Below are 21,904 nucleotides of genomic sequence, written 5' to 3'. Positions count from 1 at the left end.
ATATAGTGACTTTACGTTAAAACCAATACCCTTACCTGTTCTTTTAAAATCTTAGAATTTCGCCGTCTGACCAAACTTTTTCACAACGCCTTTTCTAAAACCGGCTTAAAAACCTTGGTCCACCGGCGGTAGCCCTCGTCGTTCATATGAAGGCTGTCGGCCACGAATATACTGCCATCCGGCCGTCCGTTTTTCAGCATGACTGGCCACACATCTATATAGTGATGTTTCTTGTCTTTTTTAATGAAATCCTGTATAAGCTGATTGGCTTTGATCACGTCATCTTTCTTTGCCCATCTGGATGGTGATGGTTTTAGTGAAACAAAATAAAGCTGAACGTCAGGAAGTTTTGCGCGCACCAGTTTTACAAACGTAACATACTCGTCTCTGACCTGTTCCGGCGTTTTGGGCTTCTTGCCAAACATATCGTTTTCGCAATAGGTCACAATTGTCTTGGGATTGTATTTCAATACATTGCGTGGTGCGTAATAAATCACTTCCGGGAATGTGGAGCCGCCAAAACCACGATTGATAATAGGCAGCGGTGCAAGATCTTCGGCAGCACTCTGCCATTTTGTAAAAGAAGAACTTCCTGTGAAAACGATCCCGCCTGGTGCAGGCATTTTTTCATTGTCCTTTTGTTCAAAGTTGATAATGGAAGCCTCGGATCTTCTCACATCATAATCGGGCTGCCAGGGTTCGGCCAGGTTGGTGGAATTAGGTTTGTGGCAGGCACTTAGCCATACAACAGAAAGAAGCAGGAAGATTTTTTTCATTCGGGGCAAAAAAGTGGATATACCCAAAAAGGCATATCCACAGTATTCTTAATGTAAAAACTTCAAAAAATTAGCAGTAAGGGCATTTCAGTTCGCCAGAAAATAACGAAGGCCCAGACCCACGCTGGGAAAGGTAAAAGAAGGGGATAGGTTGTAATTGATCTGACTGGCTTTTGAAGTGACAGTGGATCCAACATAGTCGTTGTTGATCTTGGTATAAGCCAGTGAAAACGGAGTAGCAAATCCCAGGCTGGCATCCAGCCACCATCTTTCCGACAATCTGTAATATACACCCGCACCAACTCCTAAGGAAAGCGTTGTCGCATGTGACTTTCGATCATTTATATTTTCTTGCTCCATCAGCCTTTCTTTTTTGTAATTGTAGCTGAGGTTTACGTTCGGGCCGGCATAAATGCCTATTTTTTCATTAAAATGTTTATAAAATTGCCAAAACCGCCCAGCGCCGATCCCGTACTGATTGATCCCACTCTGCGACTCATCTTGACCATTGACATAGCGCAGGGTTTTTCCGCCCCCTAAATAGCCGGACAGGTTCCAGCCCACAGCTTTGGTCTGTGTCTTAAACTTCCCGATTCCTATGTTGACATTTCCATTATAGTTGTTCGTTGATTCGGTCAAATCAGGATTGGTGTTTGCGAAATCCAGGCCTATCCCGCCCGAAAGAAAACGCCTTCCTTCAAGCTGCGCCATTACCGCCGTTGCCGTGCAAATTTGCAGTAACAATATAAGTAAAGTAAGTTTTTTCATTTCCTCGATTAGTTAGATTTTTGAATGTACCAGGCAGCCCTTACAGTGAAATACTGCTGAATATCAGATCTCAATCCAGTTTGGAAATTGACGCTGTTATTGTCATTGAAGTTGACATAAGATAAATTCAGATTAAAGACACTTACATCCGATTCAAGCCAGAAACGGGGCGTGAGCCGAAATGCAACGCCGGGTACAATGTTAAGCCCGGCACCATAGCCGTTCTTAAATTCAGATTCGTCGCTGTTGGTGTTTTTGGTTCTCACATAACTGAGATTGACCCCTGAATGAACATATAGCAACCATTTAGGGCTTAGCGACTTGTATTTCCTGATATAAGGTGTCAAATTCACGGCAATCCCGTTGTACTCGTATTTGCTTTCGGTTCCTGACAAGTTGTTCTTTGATCTCGAAAAGCTGATGGACGGACTCAGGTCTACACCGAACATTGTATTATCCCTGAAAAACCAGCCCGTTCTTAATGAAGGATAAATATTTGCGTATTTCGCATTCGATTTGTAGTCAGCGTAATATTTCTGATTGCTTGCTTCTCCGTTCGAAGAAATGGTGGCGCCCCAGTATCGGGTGCCTTTTTGAAGCTGCGCCTGAACCTCGCCAACCAGGCACAAAATGCCTATGGACGAGAAGAGGATAAGTTTTCTCATAGCCGATGTTTTTTAGTTAGTGAAAAGCAAGATAATGATCTTTATGTAACCAATAAGTTATTTAACTTTATTTAAAGGAATAACACAAAAAAGAGGCAGTGATAAGTCACTGCCTCTTAAAAATTACCGATACCAAATTTAACCTAACATTCTTTTATATCTTAAAATACGCCCGTCCAGTTTCCCTGGCGATAGTATTGTAAAAGCCTTTGTTGCATTAAAAAATCATATTTTGCCTGAATAGCATTTCCCTGTGCTTTGGCCAGGTTGGCTTTGGCCAGCGAGTATTCGTACGAGTTGGCAATCCCGGCATTCATTTTACTTTCAATCACGGCGAATGCTGCGGTAAGCGATTCAACCTGTCCTTCCGCAGAGGCTTGCCTGTCGGCCATGGCTTGCAGGTTCAGCACCGCCAGCTCAATAGCTTGTCTCAAAACCTGGTTTGTGACATCCAATGTATTTTGTGCCTGGCGTTCCTGAACTTTGGCCAGTTCTACGCGCGGCTTGGTCAGCCAACGACCCATAATGGGGATATTGAGGTTCAATTGCAGCGAGCCGTTCCGGGTAGCATTCAGCTGATTGAAATAATCCAGATTCTTGTTGGTGGTTGCGTAAAGTGCCCCAAATCCGCCCTGCAATCCCAATGAAGGATAGTTAAGTGCTTTAATGGATTTGACCTGGTAAGCAAAGCTCTGGCGGTACAATTCAGCGCTGCGGATCTCGGGGAAACTCTTCTGTGCATCTTCATAAATATCCAGCGCATTTACCGCGGTCATCGTTGAATCTCTCGGGGCAAGCGGCTCAAATTCAACCTTGTCATCCGGTGTGATATTCATTCTCTGAAAAAGCGCAAGTCTCGCTGTACGGTAATTATTCAGTGCCGTAACCTGGCTGAATTTGTCGTTAGCCAGCTGCGCCTTGACCTCATAGAGTAAATTGACACCAACCGTCCCGGCATTCACCTGTTTGGTAAGCCTGTCAACTTGCGTCTCGGAGGATACAACCTGCTCGGTCCACGATTCGTAAAGTGCCTTGGTTGCCAGCACATTCACATATCCCACCATGAGCAGAACTGTTTGTGCATTCAATACCGCAGTCCGGTTCTGGTCCGCAGATTCTTTCAGCAGCACGCCTTGCCTGATCTGATTTTGCACTTTGAAACCCTGAAAAACGGGCATCTGAAAGTTCACCCCGAGGGAGTTATTACCATAAACCTGGTCTATATACTCATTAGTATACTGGTCGATATTTCGGCCGACATTCACCGTTTGCGTTACCCCAAATGCAATTTGCGGGAGAATTTGCGACTTGGTTTGCCGCAATTGTGCCTGTGCTGCTTCCGCTTCCAGGTTACTTTGCTGATAAATCAGATTGTTCTTGGCGAGCAGGGCTACACATTCAGCCAGGCTGAGCGTAGATTGTGCCTTCCCGAAAACCGGTAAAAGGCAAAAAAGTAAAATTAAATGTTTCATGGCTAATAAATTATTACGCTAACCACCCGTCCTTCAACCGGACAATCCGGTTTCCGTAACCGGCATTAACCTCCGAATGCGTTACCTGGACAATGGTGACTTTATCTTCCTGGTTAAGTTTTTGAAATAATTCCATAATCTCAATCGATTGCTCCGAATGCAGGTTTCCTGTTGGCTCGTCTGCAAAAATTACTTTCGGATTGTGTACAATGGCACGTGCAACACCCACCAATTGCTGCTGTCCGCCGGAAAGCTGGTGCGGGAAAAGGTCTTTTTTTGCAACCATATTAAAGCGGTCGAGCAGCTCTGCAACCCTGCTTTTTCGCTCAGAACCGGACGTGCCTTTGTATAGTAAAGGTGTTTCAATGTTCTCATAAACAGTTAGTTCGTCGATGAGGTGATAAGCCTGAAACACAAATCCGATATGGTGACGGTGCAGTTCAGTTCGTTTTTTCTCAGATAACTTTTGAACGGGTTCGTCAAGGAAAAGATATTCGCCTTCGGAAGGCTCCTCCAGTAATCCCAAGATATGCAGCAAAGTTGATTTTCCTGAGCCGGAAGGGCCCATGATGGATACAAATTCGCCTTCCTTAATGTGTAAATCAATGTGGCGCAACACATACGTTTTGCCAAAACCTGCCGGGTAATATTTTGATATCTTGTCTAACTTAATCATAAAATTTTTTGGGTTTGAGATTTTTGGTATAATTACAGACAAGCTATTTTAAAAGCAAATGCATATACCGCCGTCTCTTATGCCAGTCCTATTTTAAAAAGGCTTGCCAAAAGGTTAAATTATTGATTATGATTAGTTTAAATATTTCCCAGTAAGTCGAACCGTCCGAATTCGTACAAATGTGTACGGTATCGGACGATGCGGAGCCGAGCATTCAAAATGGGCTGGAAAGCCTATTCGGCGCGTAGGGAACGGACGGGATTTTCGAGTGCTGCAAGGAAAGCCTGGGACGAAACTGTAACCAATGTAATCATGGTTGCAAACCCCCGGCAGATGCAGATAGATCGCGGCAGGCAATTTTCAGGAAAGTTTTGATCATCGATTTTTAAGAAAAGACTTCCATTTTGTATCCGACACCATGGACGGCGGTAATTTTTACAGCAGGTTCATTCGCGAGCATTTTTCTGAGCCGGGAAACAAACACATCCACGCTGCGGCCCACGATTACGCCCTCATCTTCCCAAACAGATTTTAGGATAAAATCGCGTTCTAGAACCTGATTCGGGCTTCTTGCAAATAGTGCAAGCAGTTTTGCTTCCCGGAATGTAAGCTGGTGCGTCACACTGCCAGAAATCAATGTCTGATTAATCAGATCGAAAACGGATGATCCAAGGCTGGTTTTTGAATCATTACCCATATTGGCAGTCGGTGCCTGAATTGGCAAAACATTATTCCTATGCCTTGTTCTGTTCCAAACAATAAAGCCCAGGCCAGCTAATGCACTTCCAAAAGGCAACAGCCACCAGTTGCCGCTGGCCGTTTTGGGCTCTTCATTTTCTGATATAAAACTTACCTGCAACCGGTAACAATCCTCTTTTTGCGTTCGCCCACCGCAAGTAACGCCTTCTTTACGATTGAGATCCAGGAAGTTGTAACCCAGCTGCACCTCTCCGTTATCGCATTTCAGGACTGTAACATTGTAGCCGCGTTCTATATGCTGCATTTGCAAGGATTGTTTCAGTAGCTCAGGAAGCTGTTCATAGTCAAACAGATGTTCCATCCTGATCGAAAAAGTGTTGGCATCAATCTGCTTTACGGGCGGGATAGTAGAAAGAGAATCACCGTTTTTAAGCAATAGCAAATGCGCCGTACGCCTGAGCGCAAGATTGGCTTTCTCGGCAAACCGGAAATTTTCGTTATTGGCCAAGGCCTCTGTTTTCAAAATGCACAATCCGATCACAAACATCAGGAAACTGATTTTCCCGAAATTCATTAATGCCTGGGATAATGCAAGTCGCATTGAATGCATTGTGTTGTTATAAAAGAGGTTAAGACAAATTTAACATAACGCCGGCATGATTCAGCAGCCGTCACCTTTTTTATAGAAACCAAACCATTTGAACTGAGGAGTCAACTGGCTGCTTTGCACAGTGATAACGCGCCGCCCGATCTGATCGTCCTTATCAACAGGGTCAATAATCACCTGATCGCCGGCTCTTGCGGGTTTTAAAACCTCATAAATGTCGCCTTCTAAAACGGCATTGTTATGCGCATAGGCCTCGCCATTAACGATCATTCCGGCTCTTCGCAGGTAAATAATGAATGGTACTTTCGTGACCCGGTTAGATTTTTGGTTAAACTTGACCAGCGACAATTTCCCCGCACTGGCAGCTGCGAGTTCGGCGGGGCTAACGGAGCGGCCATTGAGCAAAACGGGGTTCCAGTAAAAGCCGTCCATCGATTCCTTAGGCAGCGCAACAGATGGCGGAAGGGAGAAAAAGACGGTCAGTGCCCCGACTATTTTCCAAAGGTTGTTTTTCATGTGTTTTGAAGTTATAAGGTTGGCTATGTTTTGAATAAACCAAATGTATCACAACCCGAAAAGCCGCAGGAAAAAAGACTGTAAAACATTGTAAACAAAATGTAAAACATTCGTGTTACTGAATAGAACACTTAATCATTGAATTGAAAACAGTATCTTCCCAGGACCCCTACGCTGCTCTCCGGTATTCCGATTTCCGGTTTTTTATATCCAATTCCTTTCTTTTTTCCGCATCGATCCTCATCCAGGAAGTTATCGTCGCATACGAACTTTATAAGCTCACGCACGACCCGCTCGCGCTGGGTTTAATTGGACTTGCGCAGGTGATCCCGTTCGTCATTACTTCAATTTTCGGGGGTTATGTGGCGGATCAGAAAAACAAGATTACGATCATGCACATTAGTCTGGTGGTGATTTTACTGGGTTCGGTGATTCTTTACATGGCATTTCAGCCTTTTATTTATGACGCGCTGTCGTCGGCGCAGCATCTAATCGTCATTTATTCGGTATTTGCATTAATCGGTTTTGCAAAAGGTTTTTATTCGCCGGCATCCAGCTCGCTGAAACCCTTTTTGGTACCGAGGGTGATTTATCACAATTCTTCAACGTGGAGCAGTTCATTTTCGCAGGCTGGGTCCATAACCGGTCCGGCGATTGCAGGTTTCCTTTATGCGTACATTGGCCTCACGCACACATTGCTGATCGTGATAGGTAACTTCGTGATTTGCTGGATTTTACTAGGCATGATCAAAACGCGGCCAGAGTTTCCCAAGATCGTTACGCCTATAATTGAGAGTTTGAAGGAAGGTTTTCGCTTTGTTTTCCGGACGAGGATCGTGCTTTACGCCATTTCACTGGATCTTTTTTCCGTGCTTTTTGGTGGTGTTGTCGCGATTTTACCTGTTTTTGCTGAGGATATCTTGAAAGTCGGGCCCGAAGGTTTGGGATTGCTCAGGGCAGCTCCGTCTATTGGCTCGTTGCTCACGATGTTTGCGATGGCATACTATCCACCCACGCACAATGCCTGGCGCAACATGCTCGTGGCTGTTGCCGGTTTCGGGATCTGCACGATCATTTTTTCCTTGTCCACCAATTTTCTGTTATCCTGCGCCGCCCTATTCGCGACCGGCGTTTTCGACAGCGTAAGTGTCATTGTAAGGCAAACGATCCTGCTCATTTACCCGCCCGATGAAATGCGTGGCCGCGTGGCTGCAGTTAACGGCATTTTTGTAAGTTCATCCAACGAACTAGGCGCCTTCGAATCGGGCTTAATGGCCAAAGCGTTCGGGGCAGTCCCCTCCGTCATGGCCGGCGGCCTGCTGACCATCATCGTTGTTACTTACATTTACATGCGCTCGAAGGATCTGTTTTCCGTGCGGCTGAGTTAAAATGTTGATGAATTATTTCAACCAGGGTTTACAAAAAAGAGATAGAGGAAGTTTTAAAAAAGAAAAGTCACTCAACTCAGGATTATCATAAGATGCTTTGGTCATAGATTTGCAAACCTTTCTCATGCTTCCCCAAAGCTAATTAAACACAAATCACTCACTTCTAAGACTCCTCACAGGATTCATTAATGCTGCATTCGTCGTTTGCAGGCAGACTAATAACGTAACAATCAAACAAAATCCTAATCCAACCATTGCAAAGGGTTCCCAGCTAATTTGGATGCGGTAGGCGTAGGTTTCCAGCCAGCGTTTCATGGTCAGGAATGCAAGGGGAAAGGAAATGAGCATGGCGACGGTCATTACCAGCAGGAATTCTTTAAGGAAAAGCATGATGATCCCAATTTCAGAGGCGCCAAGGACTTTGCGGATACCAAGCTCGCGGGTCCGGCGGGTGACATTAAGGGAAACCATGCCCAAAACGCCAAGCAAGACGATGATTACGGATAAGACTGTTGCAATTTGTGAAGCTTTTTTCAACTGCATTTCGGACAGATACAGCTTTTGCAGAGTATCATCCATGAACGCGTATTCAAAAGGCGCATCGGGCATTAATTCCCGCCATTTGTTTTCTATAACTGTCATAGACTCACCCAGATTGGCTGGGTTAAGCCGGAATGTGAGGAAGCGAAATGCATTTCCTTCTTTCACGTGAAAGAAACCTATTGGCTTAATGACCTGGTGCACAGATGCAAAATTAAAATCTGCGGAAACGCCGTCAACGGTAAGTAAACCAGGTACATTGTGAACCCTTGCTTGCTGACCGACAGCATCTTCGGGATTTGGATAACCTAATGCTTTTGTTGCCGCTACGTTAAGCACGATGCGATTGGACTGGTATGCGCCTTGTTTGCCGTTGAAGAACTTTCCAGCCACTATTTTGATCTGGTAAGTGTCGGCGTAATGTTCGTCTGTGCTCAAAAATTGCGTGTGAATGGCCTGCGTGGAATCCTGTCCGGATTTGTATAATCCTGTATGTCCGCCGTTGTTTCCGTTGGGGATCTCATAAGATAAGCTCACATTGTTTACTTCTTTCAGTTGCGAAAGGTTGTTCCTGATTGCCTCCATTTTTGACAATCCTTCGGGCGTCCAGTCGCGGGGAACAGCGATGGAAACGAGCGATTCCTTGTTGTAACCCAGGTTTTTATTGAAAAAATAATGTACTTGCTGAGAGATGACCATAGCGCCCGCAAACACAAATAATGCAATCACAAACTGCGAAGCCACAAGCACACGCCTTAACATTACATTTTCCCTGATTGATTTGAGTTTGCCTTTCATTGAATCAATGGATGAAATGCCTGATAAAACAAAAGCGGGATAAATGCCAGCCATAAACCCAATGAGCAGCGCACAGAACAATGGCATCCCGATCGAATAGGGGAATAATGCGAATGCAGAGGGCAACGGTTTTCCCAGGATATCCGAAAATGCAGAACGCGAAATTTCGTAAAACAACATCGAAAGAAACATTGCAACCAGTGCGAGAATGATGAATTCGGCCAGGAACTGCCCAATTAGTTGGATTTTATGGCTGCCAAGCACCTTCCGGACACCAATCTCTTTTAAGCGAGAGGAGGATTTTCCGATAGAAATATTCACAAAATTTACAATAGCCATCAGCAGAATGAAGAGCGTTACGCCAGAGAGCGTGTAGATCATTTTGCGTACTAAACCATTATTTGCCTCCTGGTAATAATCCTTCAAAGGCGTGAGATACACTTCGAGATTGGCCTTCGTATTGGCAGATCCGTATGTTGCAAGGGTTTGGGCAACCGGTTTTTCAAGATCTTTTGGTGTAAAGCCATTTTGGAGCTCAATGTAGGTGATCATGTAGGGGAATTCCCAATTATCTTCCGCTCCTTTCCGACCGTTAAGACTGCTAAGCGGAATAAAAATTTCTGCCGGTTTTGGCAGCAGATGGTTCACCGAATTGTTAGGAAGGGTTTTCAAAACCGCCGTGATCTGGAATTCCTGTTTGCCGCCGACGAAATTATGTAATGTTAATGTTTCGCCCAGGACATCTGTTTTTCCAAAATATTTTAAAGCTTTTTCTTCTGAAATGGCCGCTGAATGTTGCTGGGTCAATGCAGTCTTTGCGTCGCCTTGCAAAAGGGGGAATCCGTACATGGCGAGCAATGTTGAATCACCCGTCTGAACTTCCTCGCGAAAGTGTTTTTCCCCTTTGGAAACGGCGACAGTAATGCCGTCATAACGGTAAAAATTCGCGACCAGATTTGGGTAATTGGCTTTCAATGTGGCTCCAAGCGGCCCGAGCGTGGCCATATCTATTCCCATATCCGGATTCTTCCGCCGGCTGCGCACAATGTATTGGTTATCAGCATTACGCAGGTCGCTATTTACCCTCAGTTCGCCCCACACATAGCTCATAATGAGGAAAGTGAATGTCATTCCGACCGAGAGGCCGAAGATCATTACCAGCGAATAGAACTTGCGTTTCAGCAGGTTGCGCCAGGCAATTTTGAAGTAGTTCTGGATCATTTCCAAAACTAGTCAAATTTTAAAATGCGGGTCGCAGCGGACAGGCCGTTTAACTATTTTTAACGGTTTGTAAATCAACGGGCAAGGGCAGCATGTTACTCACTTTTCAGCGACTCAACCGGATTAACAAGCGCTGCTTTAAGTGCCTGGAAGCTCACAGTCAGCAGTGCAATGACCATGGCCAGGAATCCAGCCGATGCGAACACCCACCAGGACAACCCAGCCTGATATTCAAAGTTTTTAAGCCATTCCTGCATTGCATATATGGCCACCGGGATGCTGATTACAATAGCAATGACAACCAGTTTCAGGAAATCTGCCGACAGCAAAAGCACGACATTCTGCACACTAGCACCCAGCACTTTTCGCACGCCTATCTCTTTGGTCCGCGCCTCGGCCGCGAAAGCTGCCAATCCGAACAAACCCAGGCAGGCGATAATAACAGCCAACACTGCGAATGAGAGCAAAACGTTTCCTTGTTTCTGTTCGGCCTGATATTGCATTGCGAAGTTCTCGTCAAGAAAATGGAAATCGAGCTTAGCTTCGGGATCAAATTGTTTATATGCATTGCCGATATAAGCCAGCGCTTCCTGCGTTTTTCCACGCTGAATGCGAACATAAACATTGTCTTTGTCGGAAGGAGCGGGGAGCTGGATTACAAGCGGCTCAATTTTGTGCTGTAAGGAGTAGGTGTGAAAATCTGCGACCACGCCAATGACCTTTGCTTCTCTGGTAGCGCCTTTTTCATCAATAAAATATTTTATTCGTTTGCCTACCGGATCATTCCAGCCCTGTTTTTTGACCAGAGCCTCATTTACCAGGAATGCGGCAGTTTGATCCGCAGGAGAATCATCATGAAATGTTCTGCCCTGCAAGAGCTTAATTTCCAATGTTTTAACATAGTCACCATCGGCAGAGAACTTCTTAATTATTTGCGGTGAATCTGGCATATCCCCTGTTTCAGTTTCAATAAACAAGCCTCCCGTTCCTAAAAAGTTGTTTCCCAGAGGATTACTTGCGGCCGCAACGCTTTCGATGAGCGGACTTTGGGTGAGTTTTTCCTTGATTGCATTGATCTGGCCCCGCACTTCGTTTTTGTCAATATGGAATATCAGAACCTGTTCTTTATTGAAGCCCAGGTCTTTGTGATTGACATAATACAATTGCCGATAAACAATGCCAGAGCAAGCGATCATGACGACGGTGACGGCGAACTGAAAAACCACAAGCGATTTGCGAAACTGCGCACCACCAATCTGGCTGCCTAATTGACCCTTAAGCGCGATTACCGGCCGGAACCCTGATAGCATAAATGCAGGATAAATGCCGCTTACCAAACTGATGAACAGCATAAATGCGACAGCTGTCAAAGCCGTTGACCAGCCGTTATTGTAACTCATTGTCAGCGATTTATCAGACAGCTCATTAAAGAACGGCAACGCGATTTTTACTAATAATGCCCCAATCAGGCCCGCCAAGAAGGTCATTAAAAAAGATTCGGTAAGGAACTGGCCAACCAGTTGCGAGCGCCTGGAACCGACCGCCTTTCGCACGCCGATTTCACGAACCCGCTTCATAGAGCGCGCCGTGTAAAGATTGACGTAATTAATGCAGGCAATGATGAGGATTAGGGCTGCAACGACCGAGAAAATGTAGATTGTATTAATGTTCCCGTTATTGCCGATTTCGTAGCCGAGATCTGAATGTAAGTGGATGGATGTCAGGGGTTGTAACATCATTTTGTACGCTACATCCCCGATTTCTTTTTTGAGATATTTTGGGAAAAAGCCGGCCAGTTTTTGCTCAAATTTTCCTGCATCGACGCCGTTTTTTAACAATATATAAGTGTATAAATCGGATTGCTGCCAGCCGGACGTGTAGTTTTCAGGAAGGGAGCGTAATGCTTCAAAATGCAAATGTGAATTAACGGGTGCGTCCGCCATGACACCAGTTACCGTGTTTGGAAAGTTGTTTGAAAACAAAACCGTTTTGCCCACAGCATCGGAAGCTTTGCCGAATAATTTCTCGGCCAGTGTCTTGCTAAGGACTATTTTTTGCGATCCCTGCAATGCTGTCACGCGGTCACCATAAAGCATTGGGAACGTGAAGACCTCAAAAATCGACGCGTCGGCGAAGAAAATATCACCGGCTTCAATTGCTTTGTCCGCAAACCAGATCGTCCCGCCACCTTCTGCGCTGATCCGCACCGTTTTTTCGATTTCGGGATAATCGTTTTGCATTGCAGCTGCATATGGAGCCGAAGTTGTGGCCAGTTTAAAGCTTCCCGACGCCCATTTTGCCTCGTGCGTTAACCTATAAATACGGTCTGCTTTTTCGTGAAATCGATCGTAGCTCAGCTCGTCGGCCACGTACAAAACCATCAGCCAAACCGCCGCCATACCAATCGCCAGCCCAAATATATTCAGACTGCTAAACATTCGCTGGTTACGAAAATTCCGAAATGCTATTTTGAAGTAGTTAAGGAGCATGATATCAGGTCGTTATTAGTTAGGATCAAGGAAAAACAATGTAATGCTTGCTCTTAAAATTACATGCCATGCTCGTTAAGTATTCATAATCAATGTATAAATAGAGTCTTTTGACATCTATTCTGTTCACTTTCGAACAGTGCTGTCTGGTTTTGAAAAGCGGCTTTACTCATAATTACCGATCGGACATCGGAAGCTGCCGCCAGATAATTACAGCACAACTCCAAGTTATTTCCCACCGAATGTCGAATACCTTGCAAAAGAAAGCCCCGCCCCGAGATTGGCGTCGGAAGGGCGGGACGGAAATCATTTAAATAATATTTCACTATTTAAACAGAGACAATTTATGCATTTAATTTTAAGAAAAGGAGCCTTTCTGGCTGTTTTTGGAGCGATCCTATTGGCTTGCGACACGCCTTATTGGGAGCTGACACCGAATGAAGACGCCTCAGAAACATTAGACACAATTCAGTTCAAAGGTGAGCGGGTTGTTATTCCCGGAAATTTTCCAAAAGAGCTTTTTCATCAGACGCAGGAAGAATTTGATGTTTACTATGAATCGATTTCGGGAAAGGGTAATGCCCGCACATCGGGTGAAGTGGTCTTGATCACTTACGAAGAATTGCTGCCTATTTTAGTGAAGCACAATGCAAAATATCCACTAATCACGTCCGAAGAGGGTATTTTAGAAAAGGATCTCGAAAGGGTTTTCCGTGATTTTCCGGACATTACAACGCACGAGGAAGCCAACGAAAAGCGTGCCCTGATTTATGATTTTTACCAAGCGCTTTGCAAGCGTGATGTTGTGGCAGAGGTGGTTGCGCTGGAAGGAGTTAAAAGGGAGAATGGCCGGATTTTGGGACCTGAGTCGGGAGGGTTGACAACTCCCGAAAAAAATCACTTATTGCTAAATCCAGGATATGCACAGTGGTATGTGCAAGCCGCACAAGATGCTATTAACTTAGCGACAACATTATTTGGAAATGCTGTTGTTGGAAATAAAGGCAACGCCTTTAAACATTCTACTTGGAATGCATTGTCAATTCGTTTTATTCTGAAAGGTTCTCCGGCAAGTGAAAATCAGGCGATTGATTTTACTCAAGATGGATGTTCAAAGCACGAGCAAAACGACAACGGTCTGCAAATCCATGATAAAGACTCAGCTATGGACCTTCACAATAACATGTCGGCCCGCGAGTGGATGGAAAACGAAACTTCTTGGGGTTTTGGGCCTTTTAGGAAGATGCCGAGTGTAGATGAAATAATTAACAATATGCATTCCAAAGCTAATTCTTGCGCTATGCATAACATGGTTGATATTCTGAATTGGCATGGTGGTGACAATTCTGTTACTTGGAATAATTTATTTAACAACCTATATAGTCCCAATCAACATCTAGTCCACGTCATGCCGTAATGTTTTATTTGCTACTATATCAAAAATGAATTGAATCTTTATCCTATGAAAAAAAACTTTTTATTGTACATGATTTTAGCGGCATTGTGTTTAACCAGCTGCCATGAAATCTCACATCCGTATGTGGATACACTTTACATGAAGGGAACAGACAGGGAAAAGGAGCGAGCCGAGGCAATGGTAAATTTGTACCAACACTACATGAACAGTGACAAGGATAAGGAAGTTTACGAGGTTATTTCCGAAAGCAACGGCAGATTTATCCTCAATTATGTTCCTGCATTGAAGCTGTTAACATTAAGCGGAGATCCCGGAAGCGGTTGGTCAAATCAATTCAAAAATGTGGATGAGGCAACGCTGCAAAGGCTGATCGACGAAAATATCACCTTTCAAAATCTCGAAGAGGTCGGTACTATTGGAAGTCAGTTTGATGATGTTTTAAAAGTAAACAGGCCGATGTATAGTGTTAAAACTAATTGGCGCTAATCCATTGATCCTAATCTTTTTTTTATGAAAATGAAACAAGCATTTTTGTTGCTTTCTGTCTGTTTGCTGGCGAGCTGCGGAGAGGTCGTGAACCCATTGATCCGTACAGTCTATCTTACAGAAGGAGATCGGACGTCACAGAGATTGGAGGCAATTGCCAAACTTTACGAATTCTATAACGATAGTGATAAAGACAGGGAGGCATATGAAGTAATATCTAAAAGAAGTGGAGATTTTATTGTGAATTATGTTCCAGGCTTGGGCTTGCTGACACTATGTGGTGAGCCGGGATTTGGCTGGTCAAAACAATTTATAGATGTTGATAGCACTTTGCTTAGAAAATTGGTGGATCGAGGGGCCACCTTCGACGACCTCAACACTGGAAAATTCGATAGTTTGTTAGTTACAAAAACGCCAGTCTTTCGTGTAAATACGAATGGGAAGCCTTTTTAATAAGGCAAAATCCCTAATTTTGCCAAATTGATGATTTTAGTGGATTCAATTGTCGTTTTTTATTGATTTTTAACCAAATAGAATGAACCAAGCACCTGCTACTTCTTTACAAGACATTGTTGGGCATGCCAAAGAATACGGTTTTGTGTTTCCCTCTTCTGAAATATATGATGGATTGCAAGCTGTTTATGACTACGGTCAGAATGGTGTTGAATTGAAAAATAACCTTAAAGCCGCGTGGTGGAAAGCCATGACGCAATTACACGACAACATTGTCGGGATTGACGCGGCCATATTTATGCACCCGCTCACGTGGAAAGCTTCTGGTCACGTGGATGGTTTTAACGATCCGATGATCGACAACAAGGATTCCAAGAAGCGTTATCGCGCAGACCAGTTGCTGGAAGGCAAGGCGGAACAATATGAGGCAGAAGGCCAGGCCGAAAAAGGTAAAGCATTGCTCACAGAAATGGGCCGTTTGCTTAGTGCAGAAGACTTGGCCGGAGTTCGGGAATTGATTATTGCTGAGAACATCAAATGCCCGGTTTCCGGAACCGCTAACTGGACGGAAGTGCGCCAGTTTAACCTGATGTTCAGCACACAAGTTGGCTCGGTTGCTGAGGAATCGAACCTTATTTATCTGCGTCCTGAGACCGCGCAGGGGATTTTTGTGAATTTCCTGAATGTACAGAAAAGTGGCAGGATGAAAATTCCTTTTGGGATTGCACAAATCGGAAAAGCATTTAGAAATGAGATTGTTGCGCGCCAGTTCACGTTCCGTATGCGCGAATTTGAACAAATGGAAATGCAGTTTTTCATTCGCCCGGGCACTGAAATGGCCTGGTATGAAAGCTGGAAAGAAGCGCGTATGAAGTTTCATAAGGCCATTGGACTGCCTGCCGAAAAACTGAAATTCCATGATCACGATAAGCTCGCACATTATGCCAATGCAGCTGTTGACATTGAGTATCAATTTCCATTCGGTTTCCGGGAAATGGAGGGAATCCATTCCAGAACCGATTTTGACCTCAGAAACCACCAGGAATTGTCGAAGAAAAAGCAACAATATTTTGATTCTGACCTGGACGAAAATGGCAAGCCTTATGGAAATTATATTCCCTATGTCGTTGAAACTTCGGTTGGAGCGGACAGGCTTTTTCTGGCAACATTCTGCAATGCTTACACTGTAGAAACAGTTGGAGAAGGCGATAATGTGAAGGAAAGGACTTATTTAAAGCTGCACCCTGCATTGGCACCATTCAAGGTTGCCGTGCTTCCTTTGGTTAAAAAGGATGGTTTGGCAGAAAAGGCACAGGCTATTGCGAACTCACTGAAGTCATCTTTCCGCACAACTTATGATGACGGCGCGGCCATTGGCAAGCGCTACACGCGACAGGATCTGATCGGAACGCCGTTTTGCATTGCGGTTGATTATCAAACCATGGAGGATGACACTGTTACCATCCGCCACCGCGATACCATGGAGCAAGAGCGCGTTGCTATCAGCGATTTGAAAGAAAAAATTGGCTATCAGGTTGCTATTGAGCGAATTTTGGAAGCGATTTGATATATATAAGGCAACAAAAAAAGGGCTGCTTCTGAACGAGGCGGCCCTTTTTCATATGTCATGACATCATTTTGTGGTGTGCAACCGAACCAGATCTTCTGCGTTTGCGCTTAGCAAATCCACAGTATCCACGTCCAGGATGTGCGAAATCTGAATGAGACGTTCCAGCGTGATGCGTGTGTAACCCAACTCTATCTTACTATATGCATTTTGTGAAATGCCCAACTTCATCGCCAGATACTCTTGTGTATAATTTCTGTACTCCCTGATCTTTCTGATATTCAATGCTACAGACCTGATCCTCGTGTCTATCGATTCGTTCATGAAACGTCGTTTTAGTGAACAAGAAACCTCATTTGTTGAGAGATATACGATTTAACAGGGGCGAAAAGATCATTTTTTCCACTATCCGGTGATTACATTCCCGCAATATCTATGTGATAAATAACACGGTAAATTAGAAATGTTAAATTAATCGGTTGATTGTCAGGGAAACGGAACGCTGTTTGCGCAATTTGTCTCTTCCAGCAGGCAATTGTAGATTTTGGAAAAAAAGTTTTGAAAAACACTTAAAGGGCAAATTTTCGGATCAATTGTAGTGCTCGAAAAAGGAACATTGATCGAAGAAGGAAGCCATAAGAAGCTGTTAAGTAAAAAGGGTAAATATTACGAAATGTGGAAACAGCAATTTCCGGCGCTGGAAGAAAGTGTCAATTAATTTTATTAATTAGTCCCTTCATAATGTATCAAAATGCGGGATGATTAATCAATTATACAACACATCACTAAGCTTACTCACTGATTTATATCAACTTACAATGGCATATGGCTATTGGAAAGCCGGAAAAGCGGAGCAAGAAGCGGTTTTTAATCTTTATTTTAGAAAGCATCCGTTTCAAGGCGGTTTCACTATTGCCTGCGGCCTGAGCAGCGTCATTGATTATCTGAATGATTATCGGTTTAGCGAAGAAGACCTTGCCTATGTTGGGTCTATTACTGGAAATGATGGCGAAAAGCTGTTTGAACCAGGTTTTTTGGATTATCTCAAAAACATAGCATTTGCTTGCAGTATCGACGCCATTCCCGAAGGGACTGCAGTTTTCCCGAATGAGCCGCTGCTGCGCATTCAGGGCCCTATTTTACAATGTCAGCTGCTGGAAACGCCATTATTGAATCTCATTAATTTTCAATCGCTCATTGCTACGAAAGCAGCCCGAATGCGTCTGGTCGCCAAAGATGATTCGCTTCTCGAATTTGGTCTGCGGCGGGCGCAAGGCCCTGACGGGGGTGTAACGGCAAGCCGGGCGGCGTATATCGGCGGTTTTGATGCGACTTCCAATGTGATCGCGGGTAAACTTTATGACATTCCGGTAAAAGGAACGCATGCGCACAGCTGGGTCATGTCGTTTGACAGCGAATTGGAGTCATTTGAGACCTACGCGCAGTATATGCCAAACAATGTGACGCTGCTCGTGGACACATACGATTCGCTCAATGGCGTGCGCCATGCTATCAAAACCGGACAGCAGCTTCGTGAGCGAGGTTACGATCTGAACGGAATCCGGCTGGATTCCGGCGATTTAGCGTATTTAAGCATTGAAGCCCGGAAATTACTCGATGATGCAGGTTTTGAAAAAACCAACATTGTAGCCAGCAACGACCTTGACGAGCACATTATGGACAGCTTAAAGATCCAGGGAGCCAAAATCAATGTGTGGGGAATAGGCACAAAACTCGTTACAGCATATGACCAGCCGGCACTCGGCGGCGTTTACAAGCTGGCCGCAATTCGTTCGGAATCGGGTGAGTGGGATTACAAATTGAAGTTATCTGAGCAGGCAATTAAGGTCTCAACGCCTGGAATCCAGCAGGTGCGCCGCTTTAAAGATGCAAAAGGATTTTTGTCTGATATGATTTTCAACATCGAAACGCCTCTGACCGGCAAGGCAACAATGGTTGATCCTTATGATTTTACCAGAAACAGATCATTTTCAGAGCAAGCCGCCTTTGAGGATTTATTAGTGCCAATTTTTGCCAAAGGTTATTTGGTTTACAGCTTGCCGTCTGTTCACGACACGAGGACTCGCGTGCAGGATCAACTTTCGAATTTTCACAAAGGCATCAAACGCTTTGTTAATCCGCATACATATCCTGTTGGTTTGGAAAAAGACCTTTTTGATTTAAAGACAAATCTTATTTTGAAATTACGCGCCGCCAACGAATCTTAAAATACATTACTATGGAGGAAATTTCAGTCCCCGATCCAGCGATTTTGAAGGAATTGCTAAAATATAAAATGCCTTTCGGGAAATATAAAGACACATTGATTGCAGACTTGCCGGTTTCTTATCTGGAATGGTTTCAGCGGCAGGGCTTTCCGGCGGGAAAACTCGGAATGTTGCTCAGCACAATGTACGAGATACAGATCAATGGGCTAGGGGAGCTCCTTCACAGATTAAGGAAGATGCAATAATTTGATGCATCTTCCTTGATATCAAGATATTATCTTACTTTTTCTCAGGCATCAGGACAACCTTGATAAAGTTGTTATCACTGAAATACTTTTCTGCTGCGGCTTTTGTGCTGGCAACGGTAATTGACTTCAATAACTTTTCCTGCAAGAAAATTTCATCCAGGTCATCACCCAGGAAAGTGTTATCGTCCAGGTAATCCAGCCAGAAATTGTTCGTTTTAAGCGCCGTTTCTGTCTTACGCTGTGTTTCTGCTACGAACTTTTCAATGTCTTTTGGATCGGCACCATTCTGCTTAACCTTGCTCACTTCTTCTCTTGCGCGTTTTACAAGCTTATCCACATTCTCAGGCGCACAGCCAAAACCAATGCTAAAACGGTAATGTCCTGACGGGAACTTGTCGGTGCTTTCCGAGACACTCACGCCATAAACGCCACTTTCTTCTTCCCGCAGGGCCTCTATAAGCTTAATTTGCAGCACTTCCTGCAATGCTTCGATCTGGATATTATTTTCCGGACTGTATTCATACTCACCGCTCGAAATCAATGTAACACGACTTTTTGGCTCCAAACCTTTGTAGATTGTCTTGTCGATAGTCCCTTTTGGTGGGAAAATATTGGGATGTTTGAATGTATCATCGCGGTCAGTGGAAGGCAGTCCGCCGATGTATTTTTCAAGCAGCGGCTTGATTTCTTCCGGTTTGAATGCGCCAACGAATGTGAAGACAAAATCGGATGCATCTGAAAACCGGTCCTTGTACATTTCCACCGCATGATCCAGGCTGACTTTGTCGATGCTTTCCGGTTTTAATGGTCTGCGTTTGGGATTATTGCTTGTCAAAACGGCATTCAGCGAGTCAGAATAGACTTTTTCTGGCGTTAAAGTTTTCTGCATATTTTCCAGATATGCTTTTTGGTTCGCCAGAATCCCGGTGACTACGTCCGCATCTTTTCTTGGCGCGGTGAAGTAGGCGTATATCAGCTGCAATGTCGTTTCCAGATCTTTCGGGCTCGTGCTACCGCCTATTCCTTCCGTCAGCTCACTCACATATGGACCGGCGCTTGCGGTTTTTCCTGCCAGAAATTTTTGCAGCTGGGTTTGACTATATGGCCCAACACCGCCTGATTGAATCAGGTAACTCGTAAAAATTCCGGTTTCGCGCTCGTCTGCAAACAGCGAATAGCCGCCTTTACCCGTAGCTTTGATCAGAATTTCGTCATTTTTGAAGTCGGTCGGTTTCAGTAAAACCTTCACTCCATTGGATAAAGTCAACTCGGTTACGCCCAACTTTTCCAATGTTTTTTCGCTGGTAACTTTTCCTGGTTTAGGCTCGTCGGGCAGTAATGGAGCGTCCACGACGTCATCTACATAAGCCGTCACGTCTTTACCGGCCTCTGCTAATAATTTGCGGATTTCGGCTTCTTTGGGCAATTCATCCTTATTTTTTTCCGGGCCCATTACCACCACAGCCCTGTTTTTATCTGTAATGTATTTTTTTGCCAAAGCATTTATTTCTGCCAGGGAAACGCCGTCCAAGTGTTTTTTTACAAATTCAAAATACATTTCGGCGCCCATATAAGGTTTCTCATGCAGGAAGTGGTCGAGATATTCCTGCACGTGTTCTGCGGATTTGGTTTTATCCCGTTCCTTATAATATTGCTCAATGGCTGTATAAAAGTCTTTCTTGGCACGATCCAGCTCCGGCTGCGTAAAGCCAAATTTCTGAACGCGCACATTTTCTTCTAGTAGCACAGTCAGCGCGGTTTTCATGGAAGCGGCGTCCTTCGCCAAAGCGATGGATGTGTAAGAATCCAGGTCGCCCAGGAAATCACCATACTGACTGTCGCCATAAAGAAACGGTGGATTTGCCTTCTGGGTCAGCTCCTGCATCCGTTGCGACATCATTGCATTGTACAAACCTTGGCCAAAATTATCGCGCACATCTTTCAGCGATTTTGTCTTGCTGTTAGGTTGCTTGTAAATAAGCTGGATCAGGTTTTGGGGATATTCACTATCTGTGACAATCGCCACTTTTGTGGACCCATCCAATGGGATCGCATATTTGGTGCGCTTTTTAGCATTAACGGGAACTGGTATCGAGCTGAATTTCTGCTTGATCGTAGCTTCTACTTTATCCACATCAAAATCCCCAACCGCGATTACTGCCATCAGGTCAGGGCGATACCAATCCTGGTAAAATGCTTTTATGGTTTCCGGTTTAAAGCTTTTCAAAATGCTGTCTTTCCCGATCGGAAGACGCTCCGCATAACGCGAATTATTCAGGATCACTTTCAAGAATTTATCGCGCATTCGTTGCTGCGCCCCACGGCCCATTCTGGATTCTTCTAGCACTACGCCTCGTTCCTTTTCAATTTCAGATGGATCCAGCAATGCTCCATGTGCCCAATCTTCAAGCACTTGCAACCCCTTATCGAGCAATCCCGCGGAATCGGTTGGGATGGGAAGCATGTAAACGGTTTCATCAAACCCGGTGTAAGCGTTCAGATCTGCACCGAAACGCACGCCTGTCTTTTGCAGAAAGTTAACCAGCTCATTTTTAGGAAAATTGGTAGTCCCGTTGAAATTCATGTGCTCCATAAAGTGCGCCAAGCCTTGTTGAGCATCGGTTTCCAAAACCGATCCGGCCTTTACCGCGAGGCGCAGTTCAGCACGATTTTTCGGTTCGGCATTTTTTCTGATATAATAGGTTATCCCGTTTTTGAGCTTCCCAGTCCGCACGCCAGGGTCTAGCGGGACTTTTTGTGTTGAAAGATCTTGTGCAAAAGCAACATTCAAAGGACCTATTCCAAGTCCGGCTATATACAAAGCGATCAGCGCCTTTTTCATTTCTTTTATTTTAAATTGATAGCATTCAGGAGGGCGAAAGATATTTAA

General features: G+C 44.5%; 19 protein-coding genes. 8 read left to right on the top strand and 11 right to left on the bottom strand.

Annotated elements, in window-relative coordinates; genetic code table 11:
* Nucleotides 1-80: 80 nt before the first annotated feature.
* The 5 genes from B5X68_RS05040 to B5X68_RS05020 form a co-directional block, all read right to left on the bottom strand.
* The gene (locus B5X68_RS05040) at nucleotides 81-776 is read right to left on the bottom strand and encodes a GDSL-type esterase/lipase family protein (RefSeq protein WP_082213531.1); all 696 of its coding nucleotides are present in this window, start codon (nucleotides 774-776) and stop codon (nucleotides 81-83) included.
* A gap of 87 nt (nucleotides 777-863) precedes the next feature.
* Entirely contained in the window at nucleotides 864-1,544 is a 681-nt protein-coding gene (locus B5X68_RS05035; RefSeq protein ID WP_082213530.1) for an outer membrane beta-barrel protein, read from the bottom strand.
* A gap of 8 nt (nucleotides 1,545-1,552) precedes the next feature.
* Nucleotides 1,553-2,209 (bottom strand): outer membrane beta-barrel protein, encoded by a 657-nt coding sequence (locus tag B5X68_RS05030; protein ID WP_082213529.1) that lies wholly within the window; start codon nucleotides 2,207-2,209, stop codon nucleotides 1,553-1,555.
* A gap of 161 nt (nucleotides 2,210-2,370) precedes the next feature.
* Nucleotides 2,371-3,681: a TolC family protein gene (locus B5X68_RS05025; protein ID WP_082213528.1), complete on the bottom strand. Its 1,311-nt coding sequence runs from the start codon at nucleotides 3,679-3,681 to the stop codon at nucleotides 2,371-2,373.
* Nucleotides 3,682-3,694: 13 nt separating this feature from the next.
* Complete coding sequence (locus B5X68_RS05020) at nucleotides 3,695-4,357, bottom strand: ABC transporter ATP-binding protein (RefSeq protein WP_082213527.1); 663 nt, start codon at nucleotides 4,355-4,357, stop codon at nucleotides 3,695-3,697.
* 198 nt (nucleotides 4,358-4,555) lie between these two features.
* Between B5X68_RS05020 and B5X68_RS28855 the strand changes: the two genes are divergently transcribed.
* On the top strand, nucleotides 4,556-4,732 hold the full coding sequence (locus B5X68_RS28855) for a hypothetical protein (RefSeq protein ID WP_170916583.1): 177 nt from the start codon (nucleotides 4,556-4,558) through the stop codon (nucleotides 4,730-4,732).
* A gap of 10 nt (nucleotides 4,733-4,742) precedes the next feature.
* On the opposite strand, the gene B5X68_RS05015 is transcribed toward B5X68_RS28855, so the two are convergent.
* Entirely contained in the window at nucleotides 4,743-5,657 is a 915-nt protein-coding gene (locus tag B5X68_RS05015; protein WP_229208283.1) for a winged helix-turn-helix domain-containing protein, read from the bottom strand.
* 60 nt (nucleotides 5,658-5,717) lie between these two features.
* Complete coding sequence (locus tag B5X68_RS05010; RefSeq protein WP_082213526.1) at nucleotides 5,718-6,179, bottom strand: hypothetical protein; 462 nt, start codon at nucleotides 6,177-6,179, stop codon at nucleotides 5,718-5,720.
* A gap of 143 nt (nucleotides 6,180-6,322) precedes the next feature.
* Between B5X68_RS05010 and B5X68_RS05005 the strand changes: the two genes are divergently transcribed.
* Nucleotides 6,323-7,567 carry an MFS transporter gene (locus B5X68_RS05005; RefSeq protein ID WP_082213525.1) on the top strand — a complete coding sequence of 415 codons (1,245 nt, stop codon included), beginning with the start codon at nucleotides 6,323-6,325 and terminating at the stop codon, nucleotides 7,565-7,567.
* Nucleotides 7,568-7,720: 153 nt separating this feature from the next.
* On the opposite strand, the gene B5X68_RS05000 is transcribed toward B5X68_RS05005, so the two are convergent.
* On the bottom strand, nucleotides 7,721-10,126 hold the full coding sequence (locus tag B5X68_RS05000; protein WP_082213524.1) for an ABC transporter permease: 2,406 nt from the start codon (nucleotides 10,124-10,126) through the stop codon (nucleotides 7,721-7,723).
* A 95-nt stretch (nucleotides 10,127-10,221) separates the two neighbouring features.
* On the bottom strand, nucleotides 10,222-12,615 hold the full coding sequence (locus B5X68_RS04995) for an ABC transporter permease (protein ID WP_082213523.1): 2,394 nt from the start codon (nucleotides 12,613-12,615) through the stop codon (nucleotides 10,222-10,224).
* Between the two features lie 346 nt (nucleotides 12,616-12,961).
* Between B5X68_RS04995 and B5X68_RS04990 the strand changes: the two genes are divergently transcribed.
* The 4 genes from B5X68_RS04990 (at nucleotide 12,962) to B5X68_RS04975 (ending at nucleotide 16,538) form a co-directional block, all read left to right on the top strand.
* The gene (locus B5X68_RS04990; RefSeq protein ID WP_082213522.1) at nucleotides 12,962-14,032 is read left to right on the top strand and encodes a DUF6973 domain-containing protein; all 1,071 of its coding nucleotides are present in this window, start codon (nucleotides 12,962-12,964) and stop codon (nucleotides 14,030-14,032) included.
* Nucleotides 14,033-14,077: 45 nt separating this feature from the next.
* Nucleotides 14,078-14,518, top strand: a complete 441-nt coding sequence (locus tag B5X68_RS04985) for a hypothetical protein (RefSeq protein ID WP_082213521.1) — start codon at nucleotides 14,078-14,080, stop codon at nucleotides 14,516-14,518.
* Between the two features lie 24 nt (nucleotides 14,519-14,542).
* Nucleotides 14,543-14,971, top strand: a complete 429-nt coding sequence (locus tag B5X68_RS04980) for a hypothetical protein (RefSeq protein ID WP_082213520.1) — start codon at nucleotides 14,543-14,545, stop codon at nucleotides 14,969-14,971.
* Nucleotides 14,972-15,053: 82 nt separating this feature from the next.
* Nucleotides 15,054-16,538, top strand: a complete 1,485-nt coding sequence (locus B5X68_RS04975; RefSeq protein WP_082213519.1) for a glycine--tRNA ligase — start codon at nucleotides 15,054-15,056, stop codon at nucleotides 16,536-16,538.
* A gap of 66 nt (nucleotides 16,539-16,604) precedes the next feature.
* Here the strand turns inward: B5X68_RS04975 and B5X68_RS04970 are convergent, their stop codons facing one another.
* Complete coding sequence (locus tag B5X68_RS04970) at nucleotides 16,605-16,862, bottom strand: helix-turn-helix domain-containing protein (RefSeq protein WP_082213518.1); 258 nt, start codon at nucleotides 16,860-16,862, stop codon at nucleotides 16,605-16,607.
* Between the two features lie 434 nt (nucleotides 16,863-17,296).
* Here B5X68_RS04970 and B5X68_RS04965 point away from each other — a divergent pair, with 434 nt between their 5' ends.
* Together B5X68_RS04965 and B5X68_RS04960 are read left to right on the top strand one after the other, a co-directional pair.
* Entirely contained in the window at nucleotides 17,297-18,766 is a 1,470-nt protein-coding gene (locus tag B5X68_RS04965) for a nicotinate phosphoribosyltransferase (protein ID WP_082213517.1), read from the top strand.
* 11 nt (nucleotides 18,767-18,777) lie between these two features.
* Nucleotides 18,778-19,011: a DUF3820 family protein gene (locus B5X68_RS04960; protein WP_082213516.1), complete on the top strand. Its 234-nt coding sequence runs from the start codon at nucleotides 18,778-18,780 to the stop codon at nucleotides 19,009-19,011.
* Nucleotides 19,012-19,045: 34 nt separating this feature from the next.
* Here the strand turns inward: B5X68_RS04960 and B5X68_RS04955 are convergent, their stop codons facing one another.
* Nucleotides 19,046-21,856, bottom strand: coding sequence for a M16 family metallopeptidase (locus B5X68_RS04955; RefSeq protein WP_082213515.1), 2,811 nt, complete (start codon nucleotides 21,854-21,856; stop codon nucleotides 19,046-19,048).
* Nucleotides 21,857-21,904 lie beyond the last annotated feature (48 nt).

Source organism: Dyadobacter psychrophilus (genome assembly GCF_900167945.1).
Taxonomy (GTDB): domain Bacteria; phylum Bacteroidota; class Bacteroidia; order Cytophagales; family Spirosomataceae; genus Dyadobacter; species Dyadobacter psychrophilus.
This window is presented reverse-complemented; position numbering and strand designations above follow the sequence as displayed.

What these genes read in the sequence shown, in the direction of transcription:
- B5X68_RS05040 (WP_082213531.1), bottom strand. Translation starts at nt 776, where the DNA reads ATGAAAAAAATCTTCCTGCTTCTTTCTGTTGTATGGCTAAGTGCCTGC.
- B5X68_RS05035 (WP_082213530.1), bottom strand. Translation starts at nt 1,544, where the DNA reads ATGAAAAAACTTACTTTACTTATATTGTTACTGCAAATTTGCACGGCA.
- B5X68_RS05030 (WP_082213529.1), bottom strand. Translation starts at nt 2,209, where the DNA reads ATGAGAAAACTTATCCTCTTCTCGTCCATAGGCATTTTGTGCCTGGTT.
- B5X68_RS05025 (WP_082213528.1), bottom strand. Translation starts at nt 3,681, where the DNA reads ATGAAACATTTAATTTTACTTTTTTGCCTTTTACCGGTTTTCGGGAAG.
- B5X68_RS05020 (WP_082213527.1), bottom strand. Translation starts at nt 4,357, where the DNA reads ATGATTAAGTTAGACAAGATATCAAAATATTACCCGGCAGGTTTTGGC.
- B5X68_RS28855 (WP_170916583.1), top strand. Translation starts at nt 4,556, where the DNA reads ATGCGGAGCCGAGCATTCAAAATGGGCTGGAAAGCCTATTCGGCGCGT.
- B5X68_RS05015 (WP_229208283.1), bottom strand. Translation starts at nt 5,657, where the DNA reads ATGCGACTTGCATTATCCCAGGCATTAATGAATTTCGGGAAAATCAGT.
- B5X68_RS05010 (WP_082213526.1), bottom strand. Translation starts at nt 6,179, where the DNA reads ATGAAAAACAACCTTTGGAAAATAGTCGGGGCACTGACCGTCTTTTTC.
- B5X68_RS05000 (WP_082213524.1), bottom strand. Translation starts at nt 10,126, where the DNA reads ATGATCCAGAACTACTTCAAAATTGCCTGGCGCAACCTGCTGAAACGC.
- B5X68_RS04995 (WP_082213523.1), bottom strand. Translation starts at nt 12,615, where the DNA reads ATGCTCCTTAACTACTTCAAAATAGCATTTCGGAATTTTCGTAACCAG.
- B5X68_RS04990 (WP_082213522.1), top strand. Translation starts at nt 12,962, where the DNA reads ATGCATTTAATTTTAAGAAAAGGAGCCTTTCTGGCTGTTTTTGGAGCG.
- B5X68_RS04985 (WP_082213521.1), top strand. Translation starts at nt 14,078, where the DNA reads ATGAAAAAAAACTTTTTATTGTACATGATTTTAGCGGCATTGTGTTTA.
- B5X68_RS04980 (WP_082213520.1), top strand. Translation starts at nt 14,543, where the DNA reads ATGAAAATGAAACAAGCATTTTTGTTGCTTTCTGTCTGTTTGCTGGCG.
- B5X68_RS04975 (WP_082213519.1), top strand. Translation starts at nt 15,054, where the DNA reads ATGAACCAAGCACCTGCTACTTCTTTACAAGACATTGTTGGGCATGCC.
- B5X68_RS04970 (WP_082213518.1), bottom strand. Translation starts at nt 16,862, where the DNA reads ATGAACGAATCGATAGACACGAGGATCAGGTCTGTAGCATTGAATATC.
- B5X68_RS04965 (WP_082213517.1), top strand. Translation starts at nt 17,297, where the DNA reads ATGATTAATCAATTATACAACACATCACTAAGCTTACTCACTGATTTA.
- B5X68_RS04960 (WP_082213516.1), top strand. Translation starts at nt 18,778, where the DNA reads ATGGAGGAAATTTCAGTCCCCGATCCAGCGATTTTGAAGGAATTGCTA.
- B5X68_RS04955 (WP_082213515.1), bottom strand. Translation starts at nt 21,856, where the DNA reads ATGAAAAAGGCGCTGATCGCTTTGTATATAGCCGGACTTGGAATAGGT.